This is a genomic window from Methylobacterium sp. SyP6R (assembly GCF_019216885.1).
Classification (GTDB): domain Bacteria; phylum Pseudomonadota; class Alphaproteobacteria; order Rhizobiales; family Beijerinckiaceae; genus Methylobacterium.
On record NZ_JAAQRC020000001.1, the window covers coordinates 2,772,501 to 2,785,301 of the forward strand.

Sequence of the window (12,801 nt, forward strand, 5' to 3'; positions counted from 1 at the left end):
TCGGTCTCCTGCTGCTCGGCGCGCACCTGGCCTCGCGACCGTGGCTGTGACCGACGCTTACTCGTCCTCGTCGTCGAGGGGGCGCAGGATCTGCATCCGGCGGCCCATCGGGTCCTCGATGGTGCTGCGGCGCATGACCAGGAAGCCGCCATCCTGCGCCCGGCGAATCCGGTCGGCCCGGGAATCGACCCAGAGGTCGACATCGCGATAGCCGGACAGGTCCGGTGGCAGCGGGCGGGCGCGCCGCGCAGCCTGCATATCCGACGGTGGCCGGGCGGCAACGACCCGGCGGGCAGGGGCCGGCCGGAGTGCCGCGTCTGCGACAATCCGGCGGCTCGGGCGCACCGCGACTTGGTCCCGCCGCTCGGCCTTGCGCCGTGCGAGCGCCGCGCGCTCCGCGTTCCGCGGCCGGGATGCGGTCCTGATGGGGTGTCCGGCAGGTTTCTTCGAAGCCGTGCGGGTCGGCGTCGCGGCGGTGGGTTCCGGGGAGGAAACGGGCTTCGCCGCCTCCGTCGCGGCGGGCTTGGCCGGCGGGTCGCTCCACGGGCGGGGAGCGGCCGGGTCCTGCGCCCACGCCGGCGGCGCGCACAGGATGCCGAGCAACAGGGCGAGGCCGACCGAGCGGCGCATCCCGTCACGCATGATCGCACCTCCGGATCGGCAGGCGCGGCCTGCCCGGCTCCTCGGTTCGCGCGGCTCGACGCTTGAGCCGCGCGACGGTCGTCGCAACCTGACCGTGTCGGTGAAGGTAGCGGGGCCCAGGGGTGGCGTCCATGCGCGAAGGTTAGGAATCCACCACACCGTCGCGAAGGCGGCATCCCGCTTCGGCACGCATCGCATCGCCGGTTGCGTCGTCACATCCTGCGAGCGCGAGGGAACTCTGTTAACCATTCCGCGTTCCCGCGCCGGCATGCCGATCCGCATTCGCCGGGCCCGCCGCTTGCCACCACGGCGGCATGATCTCTCCGGGACCCGCACCCATGATCCAGTTCGACACGAAGGCGCCCGCGATGGGACGGGCCGCGACCGTCGCTGCGTCGTATGAGGCCAAGTTGCGCCAGGTCGCGATGGTGCTGACCCTGGCGGTCGGCGTGCCGCTGGTGCTCGCGTGGTTCGGCCTCATCGGCTGGGGGGTCTTGTGGCTCGCCCGCAGCGCGCTCGACCTGTCGGTGAGCGCCCTGTCGCTCTGACCGCAGGGGCGGCGCGCGGGACAACCCGGTCCGGCGCGGCCCGCGGGTTGCAGGGGCGCCGGGGCGATGCCAGGACATGGCATCCGCCCGCCTGCCCGGAGTGCCCGCCATGCCGTCCATCGACCTCAATTCGGACCTCGGCGAGGGTTTCGGCGATTACCGCTGCGGCGACGACGCGGCGATGCTGGAGGTCGTGACCTCGGCCAACGTCGCCTGCGGCCTGCATGCGGGCGATCCCGAGATCATGGCCCGCACCTTCGCCATCGCGCGCGCGCGCGGCGTCGCGGTCGGCGCCCATCCGGGCTACCCGGATCGGTGGGGCTTCGGCCGCCGGATCCTGCCCTTCACCCCCGGCGAGGTCGAGCGCCTCGTCGCCTACCAGGTCGGCGCCGCGGGCGGGCTCGCGGCCTATGCCGGCCACCGCCTCACCTACGTCAAGGCGCATGGGGCGCTCGCCAATCTCGCGGCGGTGGAGCGGGAGGTGGCGGATGCGATCGCCAGGGCGGTCAAGGCCGTCGACCCGTCCCTGTCGCTGCTCGCCATCGCCCTCACCGAGCAGGTCGCGGCCGGCGAGGCGCAGGGCCTCGACGTGCACCAGGAGATCTTCGCCGATCGCGGCTACACCGAGGCCGGGTTCCTGATTCCCCGCGGCCAGCCAGGCGCCCTGATCACCGACGAGGCACAAGCCGCCGAGCGGGTGCTCGCCATGGTGCAGGAGGGGGCGATCATCGCGGCGAGCGGCCGGCGCCTGCCGACGCCGATCCGCTCGGTCTGCGTCCACGGCGATTCCGCCCATGCGGTGGCCACCGCCCGGGCGGTGCGTGCCCGCCTCGAAGGCGCCGGCGTGCGCCTCGCCCCGTTCCGGGCCTGATCCGATGGAGAGCCCCCGCCTCCTCGATGCCGGCGAGGCCGCCCTGGTGGCGGAGTTCGGCACCACCGTCGATCCCGCCGTCCACGATCGCGTGCTCGCCCTCGACGACGCCTTGCGCGCCGCGCCGCCCGAGGGACTGCGCGAGACGGTGCCGACCTACCGCTCGCTGATGATCCACTACGATCCCCTGGTCCTCGACCGTGACGACCTCGCCGCGCGGGTACGGGCGCTGGCGGAAAAGCCCGCCTCGGCCCGGGCGGGCGCCGCGCTCTGGACGCTGCCCTGCTGCTACGATCCGGCCTGCGCCGAGGATATCGGCGCCGTGGCGCAGGCGACGGGCCTGAGCGTCGAGCGCGTCGCCGCCCTCCATGCAGGGGCCGAGTACCGGGTCTACATGTACGGCTTCGCTCCGGGCTTTGCCTATCTCGGCGGCCTGCCGGCGGAGCTGGCCGTCTCGCGCCGCGCCACGCCGCGCCCACCGCACCCGGCCAATGCCCTGCTGATCGGCGGCGGGCTCGCCGCCGTCGGCACCTTCCCGATGCCGACCGGCTGGTACGTGATCGGCCGCACGCCGGAACGGCTCTACGCGCCGCACCGCCCCGATCCGTTCCCGGTCGCGGTCGGCGATACCCTGCGCTTCGAGCCCATCGACGCCGCCACCTTCGCGGATCTCGAACGCCGCGCCGCGTCCGGCGAGATCGTCGCCCAGCGCCGGGAGGCCGCATGACCTTACGTCTCAGTATCCTCTCGGCCGGTCCCGGCGTGACGCTCCAGGATGGCGGCCGCCACGGCTACCTGCGCTACGGCATCACCGCCGCCGGGCCGATGGACCCGCTCGCCCACGCCACCGCCAACCGGGCGCTCGGCAACCCGCTCGCGACCACCGCCCTCGAAGTGTCGCTGGGCGGCGTCGAGGTGACGGCGGAGGGTGGACCGCTCGGGATCGCGCTCGCCGGGGGCGAGTTCCGGATCAGCCTCGACGGCGCCCCCCTGCCGCCGGCCTGCGCGCTGACGCTCCATCCCGGCAGCCATCTCGTCGTGCGGGCGGGCCGGGCCGGGGCCTGGGTGTATCTCGCCGCCGCGGGCCGGTTCGATCTGGCGCCGACCCTCGGCTCGACCGCGACCCATACCCGCTCGGGCTTCGGCGGCCTCGACGGGCGGGCGCTCCGGGCCGGCGACCGGCTGACGATCGCGGAAGGCCGCCCCGGGCCTGCCGATCCCCACGCCCTGGTGGCGCCCTGGCTCGTCCGCCCGCCCGAGGAGATCCGGGTGGTGCTCGGGCCCCAGGACGATTTCTTCTCGGAGGACCAGATCGCCGCCTTCCTGGCCGGGCCCTGGACGGTGACCACCAAGGGCGACCGGATGGCCTGCTTCCTCGACGGCACGCCGCTCACCCACGCCAAGGGCTACAACATCGTCTCGGACGGCATCGCCATGGGGGCGATCCAGGTTCCGGGGGAGGGCTGGCCGATCGTCCTGATGGCCGACCGCCAATCCACCGGCGGCTACCCGAAGATCGCGACCGTGATCGGCCCGGATCTCGGACGCCTCGCTCAAGGTCAGGGCGGCACGCGGATCCGCTTCCGGGCGGTCGACCGCGCCGAGGCCCTGGCGGCGCGGCGGTCCGAGGCGCAGGCGCTCGCCGGGCCGGTGGCGATGGAGCCCCTGATCCGCACCGATTTCAGCGCCGAGTTCCTGCTCGGCCGCAACCTGATCGGTGGGGTGGTGGATGGGGCTCACGCCCCGCCGTAGATCGGGAAGCGCCGGCAGAGCGCCAGCACCTCCTCCCGGATCGCCGCCAGCTCGGCCGCGTCGTGAGGCGCCGCCACCACCCGGGCGATCCAGCGGCCGACCTGTCGGAACTCCTCGGTGCCGAAACCCCTTGCCGTGCCGGCATTCGAGGACAGGCGCAGGCCCGAAGGCGCCTCGGGCGGGCGGGTGTCGAAGGGGATCTGGTTCTTGTTGACCGCGAGCCCCGCCGCTTCCAGCGCCTTTGCGGCCACGTCGCCTGTCACGCCCTGGGGCGAGAGGTCGACCAGCATCAGCCCGCAATCGGTGCCGCCGGCGACGAGGCGTATCCCGGCCTCGGCGACGCTTGCCGCCAGGGCCCGGGCATTGTCGAGGACCGCCTGGTTGTAGGCTTGGAACTCGGGCCGCAAGGCCTCGCCGAAGCAGGCCGCCTTGGCGGCGACGCTGTGCATCATCACCGAGCCCTGCACGCCCGGGAAGATCCCGTAATTGATCCTGTCCGACAGAGCGGGGTCGTTCCACAGCACCAGGCCGCCCCGGGCGCCGCGCAGGGACTTGTAGGTGGTCGAGGTCACCACGTGGGCGTGCGGGAAGGGGTGGGGATGGAGCCCGGTGGCGACGAGGCCGGCGAAATGCGCCATGTCGACCATCAGCAGCGCCCCGACCTCGTCGGCGACGGCGCGCAAGCCCTCGAAATCGAGGGCGCGGGCATAGGCCGAGCCGCCGGCGACGATCATCGTCGGCCGGTGCTCGCGGGCGAGGCGGGCGACGGAGCCGAGCTCCACCCGCTCGCTGTCGCGCTCCACACCGTAGCGCACGATCCTGTAGTCGCGCCCGGTCAGGGTCGCCGGATGTCCGTGGCTGATATGGCCGCCGGCCTCGACGCCCATCGACAGGATCGTGTCGCCGAGCTTCAGGAGCCCGAGGAACACGCCCGCATTGGCGTTCGAGCCCGAATGGGGCTGCACGTTGGCGAAGCGGCAGCCGAACAGCCGCGTCGCCCGGGTGACCGCCAGGGCCTCGATCGCGTCGGCATGCTCGGCGCCGCCGTAATAGCGGGCGTAAGCCGGGCCCTCGACGGTCTTGTTGGTGAGGACCGAGCCTTGCGCCTCCAGCACCAGCCGCGAGACGATGTTCTCCGAGGCGATCAGCTCGATCCCGTCCCGCTGCCGGGCGAGCTCGCCGCGGATCGAGGCGGCGAGTTCCGGGTCGGCGTCGAGGCCCTGGTCGAAATAGCCGTCGTGGAGGAGGCGCATGAGAGGGGTTCCGTCGCTGGCAGGGCCCGACTGTCGGGCTTGCCGGGGCCGTCCGCAAACGGGATAAGCTGAGGCTCAGGCCAAGCTTTTCTTGGCCTTGCGGATGAGGGCCTCGCGATGGATCCGGCCGGCCGGGCGGCCCCGCCCTCCCTCAACGCCCTGCGGGCCTTCGAGGCGGCGGCGCGCCATGGCGGCTACGTGGCGGCGGCCCAGGAACTCCACGTCACCCCGGCGGCGATCGGCGCCCAGGTGAAGGGGCTCGAGGCCTGGCTCGGCCGGCCGCTCTTCCACCGCCGGCCGAACGGCCTGTGCCTGACCGCGGAGGGGAGGGCGGTGCTGCCCACCCTCACCACGGCCTTCGATGCGGTGAACCAGGCCGTGCGGGTGATGCGGGCGGTCGGCCGGCCGCGCAGCCTGACGCTCGCGGCCCTGCCCTGCATCGCCCAGCTCTGGCTCGCACCCCGGTTGCCTGCCCTGCAAGCCGCCTTCGACCTCGACGTCGCGATCCTGACCCGGGACGACCCGCCGGACTATCTTCGCGAGATGGTCGATCTCGGCCTGTATTTCGGCGCAGCCGCGCCGGCCGGCTGCACCTCCCGGGTGCTGGCCCGGGACGACCTGTTTCCGGTCTGCGCCCCGGCCCTCGCGGCGGCTTTGCGCCACCCGCGGGACCTCGCCTGGGCGACACTCCTGCACGATTCGGTCTGGTGCGAGGACTGGCCGCGCTGGCTGAGCGCCCACGGTGCCGGGGCCGTGCGCCCGGCCCGGGAGGCGGCCTTCTCGCTCTACGGCATCGCGCTGGATGCCGCACTCGCCGGCCACGGCGTGCTCGTCGGGCACAGCGCGCTGGTTGGCGAGGCGCTGGCCGCCGGGCGCCTCGTCGCGCCGTTCGGGGATCGGGTCGTGGCGGGGGCGCCGTTGCGGCTGATCGTGCCGGAGGGTGGGGAGGGCGGACGGCTAGCGTCCATGATCGACTGGTTGAGCGGGGCGCCACGAAACAAGAAATTTTGCAATAAATGCGATGGTCGAGATCGGTAATTGCTATCAATGTCTCTCAGGCGCTGGCGTTCCGTACATGCGTCAGTTCTACGAGTTTATTGGAAATGGTAATCTTGCTCGAAAATCTTGCATTCAGGTGTAAAAACCTCCATTCTTTGATCAGAGATCACGAGCACGGTCGACGCCGTCAGCCGAGAGGCGCTGATTTGAAAATAATAAATCCGATCAGGCCAGATTAGGGGATAACGTATCGAATGACTCTCGTCGCTGGAATAAGTCTAGGCGGGCTACCTGCTTTTATTGGAGATTTGCTGACTTCTTGGCGGGTTCCTGTCGCTGTCGATCTTCCTACCCAGCCTGAGCAGGCCATCCATCCAAGTGAAGATGGTTATTACGCGGCTTCCCTGGCTCAGAAACTCATTATTGTTCGTCACTACTTTTTATTGGCCTGGGCAGGGTCTCAATCGAATGCGCAACGCATCGTGCTCGGGCTTGAAGCTCTGCTTCCTGAAGAGTTTGACCAGATTTCCGATTTTTCGCTGATTTTTGAATTGCTACAGACTTGTGCGGAAGACAGTGAGATGATCGCGCTTGTAATCGGCAATGGTATAGTCCAGCCATTTGGTATCCGCACGCGCGGTTTCGAGATGGACGGTAGGCGCATCTACTTGATGGGTTCCGGCGGCTCAGAATTCTTCGAATATCTGATCTCACATCCAGAGACATTGCCGCATGAAGACGAAGATAGTATATTGTCTCGCGCATTGGCGCTTAGATTTGCTGCGAGATCGCTTGCAATTCAGTGGATAACTGGCGAAGGTCTAGACGCTTCGTGGGGTGGAGGCTTCGAGGTTGTTTATCCTGGACCTAGTGGTTTTCAGAAGATCGATCGTATTCTATTCCGGGCGTGGAAGATTGACGATGCTGGCGATTATGTCAATTCCGGCAGGTCGTTTTTTGTTCGATACTACGGTAAGGATCTTTATTTAAGTGTATTTAATCCTGACGAGCGGACTTATTTGGTGTCATCGCCAATTGGAGCGCATGTGGCGCCGCCGCCTTTCGAAGTCGTGCCGGCGGCATATATTGTTGATATGTTCTTGCACGAACCAACAGGGTATTTAGTCGAATTTGTGCGCTTCCAGCCCGACGAGCAGCCAGCAAATGAATTTGTAGAATTGTCTAATGGAATCCTAACTGGTTGGTCAATGGATAAATCCTACGTCGAACGCTGCGTCTGCTCTGCTATAAAGGAGGCGGGAAACGGAAATATTTTTCGAGAATTTAAATACTAAAAAAGTCGATTTACGACGATTATGCATGGAAAAATTTTATTAAAACATATTATATAACCATCTTGTTGATAGTTGTATAATTAATTTAATTATTTTTATTTGCTATCAATGACATAAAATTACGAAATAACCCACCGTATCGGATAATAAACTAGGCATACACATGCCAAAGGTTCTCCTCCGTCTTGATTTTATTAGGAGGCGTTGCTTACATAGGCGAAGCCGTTGGTCCAATCGTGAACCTTTCCACCACCTCCGGCAACGGCGCCTCCACGCTCGCCACCACACCTCCCGGCCGATAATCGACCGCCGCCGTACCGCCGATCTCGGCGGCCAGCACCCGCTCGATCATCCGCGAGCCGAAGCCGCGCCGGGCCGGGGCCGAGACCGGCGGGCCGCCCGTCTCCTCCCAGCGCAGCCGCAGGACGCCATCGCCGGTCACGCTCCAATCGAGCAGAACCCGGCCCAGCTCGTTCGACAGCGCGCCGTATTTGACCGCGTTGGTCGCCAGTTCGTGCAGGGCCATCACGAAGGCCAAGGCCAGCCGGGGCGGCAGGCGGACGGGCGGTCCGGCGATCCGGAAGCGCAGGCCCGCGCCGGTGCGGAACGGGTGCAAGGCCTCTTCGACAATCTCCGCCAAGGTGGCGCCCTCCCAACTCTCGCGGGTCAGGACGTCGTGGGCGGCGGAGAGCGATTGCAGGCGGGCATTGAAGGCGGTGCGGGCCTCGGAGAGCGAGGTCGCGTGGGTCAGGGTCTGGTTGGCGATCGACTGGATCGTCGCCATCGAGTTCTTCACCCGGTGGTTCAGCTCCTCGGCGAGCAGAGCCCGGTGCTCCTCGCCGCGCTTGCGCTCGGTCACGTCGAGGGTCACGCCGGCCATGCTCGAGGGAGCCCCGTCCGCGTCGTAGAAGGGCTGGCCGCGGGCCTGGAGCCAGCGCACCTCGCCGGCCGGCGTGCGGACCCGGTACTCGATGTCGTAGTCGCTCCGGGTCTCGATCGACTCGCGGACCGCGACCTGCATCCGCTCGCGGTCTTCCGGCAGGATCGCGGCGATCAGGTCGTCGTAGGTGAACGGCGCGTCCGGCTCGAGGCCGACATTGCACTTGCAGTTCGCCGACGCCCTCAGCCGCATCTCGGCGAGGTCGAGGGTCCAGGAGCCGAGGCGGGAGGCCTTGAGGATGAAGTGCAGGCGCTCCTCGCTCTGCCGCAGGGCCTGCGTGCGCTGCGCGATCTCCCGCTCCAGGGCGTCGCGGTCGCGCTGCAGGCGCACCAGCCGGTCGCGCTCCAGCGTCACGTCGAATTGCGAGGCGAAGAAATAGGTGAGTTGCCCGGCCTCGTCGAAGACCGGCGAGACGAGCAGGCGGTTCCAGAACGCCTCGCCGGTCTTCTTGTGGTTGAGAAGGTCGATCTCGATCGGCTCACGGCGCGCGATCGCGTCGCGGATCCGCGCGACATCGGCCGCGTCGGTCTCGGGCCCCTGGAGGAAGCGGCAATTGCGGCCGACGATCTCCTCGCGAGCATAGCCGGTCAGCCGGGTGAAGGCGTCGTTGACGAAGACGATCGGGTTGTCGGGCCGGTGCGGATCGGTGATCACCATCGGCATGCGCGTCGCCCGCACGGCGGCGGCGAACGGGTCGGGACTGGCGCCTGTCCGAGTCAGCTCGGCCGCGATGCGGCTGTCGTCGCGGGGATCGGTCACGCTCGGGTCGCCTCCTCCGCGATACCGGACGAGTGGTCGCGATGTACCACATCCCGCGTCATCGCCAACGGCCCGGCTTCGCGCAACGCCCGTGGTTGCTGCAAAAGCGCGCATCCTGTGACCGCAGTCTTCTTGTGGACGATCCATTCGCCCGATCGGCTATGTCGTGAGCCGAGGTGGTGGAAACAACCCCCCTTACGGATGCGGTTCCGGAAAACCGTGGCGCTGGTGCAGCGCGCGCAGGATCGCGTCCTTGTCGTCGACGAAGCGCAGGGCGCCATGGCGGCCGGTGGCGAGGGTATCCGGCGCGTCGGGGGCCAGCACCAGGAGCGGCAGCGACTGATGCGCCTCGCCGAGGCGGTCGATCAGGGCCTGCCGCGGCCGCGGCCAGGGCAGGCGCGTCACGTCGAGGCGCCCGGCCGGGGCGGGAAAGCCCGCGAGCACGCCCTCGATCAGGGCGCAGTGCCAGCAATAGAAGCGCCGGCCCGGAAAGGCCGGGTCGGCGAAATCCGGGACCAGCAGATAGAGGTGATCGCGCAAGATCCTCGATCCCCGATCCTCACACGTCATTGTCACACGTCCTGGCGCGGCAGCATCCGGTCGAGCAGGGCGTCGCGGCGGGCGATCAGATGCCAGGCGGTGGCGAGCACATGGAGGGCCACCAGGGCGTAGACCGCGTATTGCCCCACCACATGGATCTGGTCGGCGAGATCGGACACCGCCTTGTTCTTCTCCATGAAGGGCGGGATCGGGAACAGGAAGAAGTATTGCGTGGTGTTGCCGGCGGCGGCCGACATCACGAAGCCGCTTGCCGGCATCAGCAGGAAGACGGCGTAGAGCAGCCAGTGGTTGATGCGGCCGAGCAAAGCCAGGCCGCGGGGCACGTAGACCTCCGGCGGGGCCGGATGCCAGGCCCGCCACAGGATGCGCAGCGCCACGATGGCGAAGATCGTGAGGCCGACCGACTTGTGGAGCTGGAAGTAGACGCCCTTGGCCGGGCTCGCCGGCAGGCTCGTGGCGATCCAGGCCAGCGGCAGCACCGCCAGCACCAGGGCGGCGGTGAGCCAGTGCAGGCCTTGCGCCAGGGCGTTGTAGCGCGGCTGCTCGACGCGGGCGATCGTCACCGGCGCACGGGTGGACAGGTCGAGCATCCGGAAGGGTCCTCTGGAGTGCCGCCGTCGTGGCGAGGGCGGATCACCCCGGGAGGCTAGACAATGCGCGACGTACGGTCACCCTGGAATCGCTCGAATCGTCGGGGATGGAAGCGGCGTCAGATCGCCGCCGCCGGATCGCCCCCGAGCGGATTGCCCTCGTCCTCGTTGCGGTCGTCGTGACGGTCGTCCCGCCGGCGCCAGCGGCGTCCGCCCTCGGCCAGCGACTGGGCCAGCGCCCGGAACGGCGCGGTCAGCCGGCGCACGTCCTCGGCGCGTTCCATGAAGCGCTCGCCGTTGCGAATCTCGCGGTCGAGGGCCGCCATGGTGCGGGCGAGCGCCGGGTCGTCGTCGTCGAGCCACACCTCCATCACGCGGGCGAAGGCGATCGCCACGCCCTGGAGCTTGACCCGGCCGAGCGGCCCCTCGGTGCCGATGCCGGCCGAAGCCAGCATGAAGCGCTGCGAGTTGAGCGCCACCTGGTTGAGGGCGGCCAGCGACAGCAGGTCGCCGCGCAGCGCGAAGGCGATGCGGCGCAGCGCCGGCTTGTAGGGATCCATCGCGTCGAGGCGGCGCATCAGCACGTCGAACAGCCGCTCGCGGGTCGGCTCGTCGTCGAGGTCGTCGCTGGCGCCTTCCAGCACCTGCTTGTCGATCATGCGGGCGAAGCCCCCGAGCACCGCCCCCTTCGAGGGATAGGCGTCGCGGAACTCGGCCAGGGTCACCCCGGCCTCGCGGGCGATGTCGGCGATCTCGATGTCGTTCCAGGGCTGCTCGGCGGCAAGCCGCATCAGCGCTTCGACGATCGCCTCCCGCGGCGGCAGGCGGGCGGTCTCCTCGCCGGACGTCGTGACGTCGGACGCCTTGGGAGTGCGGGCCATGGATGGACGCTCCGATACCGTTGGGGCGAAGGGGAGGGTGCGTGCGCCTCTCCCCGAGGCGGGTCGCCGCCTCGACCGCCTATCTAGGGATCGCCCCGCCCGCCGGGCAGGGGGCCGCGGCGACGCGCCCGCGTGAGGGGCGGGTGATACGGTATGGCGGACCCGTCAGCCCGCCAGCTCGCCGGCCCGGCGTTTGGCCGCCGCCACCGCCTCGCGCATCAACGGGCTCAAGCCCGCCTCGGCCATCAGCACGTCGAGCGCCGCCGCGGTGGTACCGCCGGGCGAGGTCACGTTCCGGCGCAGGGTTCCCGGTTCCTCGGGGCTCCGCCCCAGGAGCTCGCCCGCCCCCGCCACGGTCTGGCGGGCGAGGCGCGCCGCCACATCGTCCGGCAGCCCGGCGGCGATGCCGGCCGCCGCGAGCGCCTCGGCCATCAGGAAGACGTAGGCCGGGCCGGAGCCCGAGACGGCCGTCACGGCATCGATCAGGTCCTCGCTGTCGAGCCACTCGACGAGGCCGATGCCGGAGAGGAGCGCGTGCGCCGTGCGGCGCTGGTCTTCGCCGGTCTCGGGCGAGGCCGCCGCCCCGGTGGCGCCCCGGCGGATGCTCGCCGGCAGGTTCGGCATCGCCCGCACCACCGCGCGGGCGCGGGGCAGGCGGTCCTTCAGGTTGGCGATGGTCTTGCCGGCCAGCACCGAGACCACCAGCGTGCCGGGCCCGGCGAGCGGCGCCAGGGCAGGGCCTGCGGCCTCGAGGCCCTGCGGCTTGATCGCCAGGACCAGGGCCTCGGGCTCGGCCGGGTCCGCCGGGTTGAGGGCGATGCCGTGCGCGGCACACAGCTCGACCATGGCGGGGGCGGGATGGGGATCGACGACGGTGACGCTGCCGCCCGGCAGCCCGTCGGCGAGCCACCCCTCCAGCATCGCGCCGCCCATCTTGCCGGCGCCGACCAGGATCAGCGAGGCCGGCAGGTGGCCGCCCCCGCTCACGCCTCGCCCTCGGTCTCGAACAGGACCGCGTCCAGGGCCTCACGGGCGGTCTTGCCGGCCCAGATCACGAACTGGAACGCCTGGAAGTAGCGCTCGCAGGCCTCGACCGCGGTCTTCAGCATGGTCTCGCACTGGCCGTGGGTCGGCTCGGCGCCGCCGGTGAGCAGCAGCGCGTGGCGGAACATCACCACGTGCTCGCTGTTCCAGAGGTCGAAATGCCCGACCCAGAGCTGCTCGTTGACCAGCGAGACGAGCCGCAGCACCTCGTTGCGGCGCCGGTCCGGCACCTTCAGGTCGAAGGCGGAGGCGACGTGCAGGGCCTCCACGTCCTCGATCCACGTGAAGGCGACGTGGTACTCGGCCCAGCGTCCGGCCACCGCCACCGACATCTCGTCGGTCTCGGCACGATCGAAGATCCAGTCCCGGAGGGAGGCGAGGCGTTCGACGACATCGAGCGGGTGCTCGGCGCGGTTCAGGTCGTCGATGTTGAGCTGGGTCATGGCGATCCAAGTTTGGCTCGTCCGAGCGGGAAACAGCTGCGTCAGCGGACGCGGCGAGTGTCGTCTTCAAGGCAGATCGCGACCCGGGCACGGTCAGGCCGTGCAGGCGAAAAGCTTAAGTTCCGACTTGTCTCCCCTGAGCGGCTGCGAATCAGTGCGTGACCCACTATAGCCCGGGCGAGTCGAGGGACTCAAAGCGGAAAGCCGCGGCGGCGGCGGCGCA

Annotated in this window: 15 protein-coding genes (1 of these 15 cut by a window edge); 7 read left to right on the plus strand and 8 right to left on the minus strand. The window is 69.3% G+C overall.

What is annotated here, in order from left to right:
* Positions 1-50, plus strand: partial view of a sulfite exporter TauE/SafE family protein gene (locus tag HBB12_RS12725; protein ID WP_236989676.1) — the 3' portion only. It extends 715 nt beyond the left edge of the window; the window shows 50 of its 765 coding nt (coding positions 716-765); the start codon falls outside the window, past its left edge; the stop codon is at positions 48-50.
* A gap of 7 nt (positions 51-57) precedes the next feature.
* On the opposite strand, the gene HBB12_RS12730 is transcribed toward HBB12_RS12725, so the two are convergent.
* Positions 58-642, minus strand: a complete 585-nt coding sequence (locus tag HBB12_RS12730) for a hypothetical protein (RefSeq protein ID WP_236989677.1) — start codon at positions 640-642, stop codon at positions 58-60.
* A 338-nt stretch (positions 643-980) separates the two neighbouring features.
* On the opposite strand from HBB12_RS12730, the gene HBB12_RS12735 reads away from it, so the two are divergent.
* The 4 genes from HBB12_RS12735 to HBB12_RS12750 all read left to right on the plus strand — a co-directional run bounded on the left by HBB12_RS12735 (position 981) and on the right by HBB12_RS12750 (position 3,813).
* Complete coding sequence (locus HBB12_RS12735; protein WP_236989678.1) at positions 981-1,190, plus strand: hypothetical protein; 210 nt, start codon at positions 981-983, stop codon at positions 1,188-1,190.
* A gap of 109 nt (positions 1,191-1,299) precedes the next feature.
* The gene (locus HBB12_RS12740; protein WP_236989679.1) at positions 1,300-2,061 is read left to right on the plus strand and encodes a 5-oxoprolinase subunit PxpA; all 762 of its coding nucleotides are present in this window, start codon (positions 1,300-1,302) and stop codon (positions 2,059-2,061) included.
* A 4-nt stretch (positions 2,062-2,065) separates the two neighbouring features.
* Positions 2,066-2,788 carry a 5-oxoprolinase subunit B family protein gene (locus HBB12_RS12745; protein ID WP_236989680.1) on the plus strand — a complete coding sequence of 241 codons (723 nt, stop codon included), beginning with the start codon at positions 2,066-2,068 and terminating at the stop codon, positions 2,786-2,788.
* Entirely contained in the window at positions 2,785-3,813 is a 1,029-nt protein-coding gene (locus tag HBB12_RS12750; RefSeq protein WP_236989681.1) for a 5-oxoprolinase subunit C family protein, read from the plus strand. The genes HBB12_RS12745 and HBB12_RS12750 overlap by 4 nt, the downstream gene beginning before the upstream one ends.
* Here HBB12_RS12750 and glyA read toward each other — a convergent pair.
* A complete protein-coding gene (gene glyA, locus HBB12_RS12755) occupies positions 3,798-5,066 on the minus strand; it encodes a serine hydroxymethyltransferase (protein WP_236989682.1) in 1,269 nt (422 codons plus the stop codon). The genes HBB12_RS12750 and glyA overlap by 16 nt on opposite strands.
* A 117-nt stretch (positions 5,067-5,183) precedes the next feature.
* Here glyA and HBB12_RS12760 point away from each other — a divergent pair, with 117 nt between their 5' ends.
* A complete protein-coding gene (locus tag HBB12_RS12760) occupies positions 5,184-6,104 on the plus strand; it encodes a LysR substrate-binding domain-containing protein (protein WP_236989683.1) in 921 nt (306 codons plus the stop codon).
* Between the two features lie 215 nt (positions 6,105-6,319).
* Positions 6,320-7,360, plus strand: a complete 1,041-nt coding sequence (locus HBB12_RS12765; RefSeq protein WP_236989684.1) for a hypothetical protein — start codon at positions 6,320-6,322, stop codon at positions 7,358-7,360.
* A 208-nt stretch (positions 7,361-7,568) separates the two neighbouring features.
* On the opposite strand, the gene HBB12_RS12770 is transcribed toward HBB12_RS12765, so the two are convergent.
* The 6 genes from HBB12_RS12770 to HBB12_RS12795 form a co-directional block, all read right to left on the minus strand.
* Positions 7,569-9,059 (minus strand): HWE histidine kinase domain-containing protein, encoded by a 1,491-nt coding sequence (locus HBB12_RS12770; RefSeq protein WP_236989685.1) that lies wholly within the window; start codon positions 9,057-9,059, stop codon positions 7,569-7,571.
* Between the two features lie 195 nt (positions 9,060-9,254).
* Positions 9,255-9,602: a DUF3088 domain-containing protein gene (locus HBB12_RS12775; RefSeq protein WP_236992761.1), complete on the minus strand. Its 348-nt coding sequence runs from the start codon at positions 9,600-9,602 to the stop codon at positions 9,255-9,257.
* A gap of 29 nt (positions 9,603-9,631) precedes the next feature.
* Positions 9,632-10,210 (minus strand): cytochrome b, encoded by a 579-nt coding sequence (locus tag HBB12_RS12780; RefSeq protein WP_236989686.1) that lies wholly within the window; start codon positions 10,208-10,210, stop codon positions 9,632-9,634.
* Between the two features lie 119 nt (positions 10,211-10,329).
* Positions 10,330-11,091, minus strand: coding sequence for a TetR/AcrR family transcriptional regulator (locus tag HBB12_RS12785; RefSeq protein ID WP_236989687.1), 762 nt, complete (start codon positions 11,089-11,091; stop codon positions 10,330-10,332).
* Positions 11,092-11,256: 165 nt separating this feature from the next.
* Positions 11,257-12,078 (minus strand): pyrroline-5-carboxylate reductase, encoded by an 822-nt coding sequence (proC, locus tag HBB12_RS12790; protein ID WP_272913265.1) that lies wholly within the window; start codon positions 12,076-12,078, stop codon positions 11,257-11,259.
* Positions 12,075-12,578, minus strand: coding sequence for a type III secretion system chaperone family protein (locus HBB12_RS12795; RefSeq protein ID WP_203154757.1), 504 nt, complete (start codon positions 12,576-12,578; stop codon positions 12,075-12,077). Before HBB12_RS12795 ends, proC begins: the two co-directional genes overlap by 4 nt.
* Between the last annotated feature and the right edge of the window lie 223 nt (positions 12,579-12,801).